1 pseudogene is annotated in these 286 nt (G+C 43.4%); it reads right to left on the bottom strand.

Going from position 1 to position 286, the window contains the following annotated elements:
- Positions 1 to 286, bottom strand: a pseudogene (locus AAEY68_RS20880) (iron ABC transporter permease); the annotation flags it as partial.

Raw genomic sequence — 286 nt, 5'->3', positions numbered from 1 at the left:
GGGCTAATGCGTAAAAAGCTCGACTCAATCGCGCCATGTGCTACTGCGTAAAAACGCACTACATAAGCAAAAATAATGGTAAATACACTGCCAGTGAGTAACAAGCCTATATTTAAGTCGTATGGCTCAAGCACACGGTTTACAGTATTTTCTAACAGCGTAAGCGGTAATAGCACCGCAATAGCCAGTACTGTTCCTGGTAAAGCGTAGCCGGTGCTAGCTAATCGCCCCGGAATAAGTGGATAATTTTGCTTGGCTATACGTTGATAAAACACCACTAATACAC

Source organism: Pseudoalteromonas sp. RB2-MNA-CIBAN-0110 (assembly GCF_040309305.1).
Taxonomy (GTDB): domain Bacteria; phylum Pseudomonadota; class Gammaproteobacteria; order Enterobacterales; family Alteromonadaceae; genus Pseudoalteromonas; species Pseudoalteromonas arctica.
This window is presented reverse-complemented; position numbering and strand designations above follow the sequence as displayed.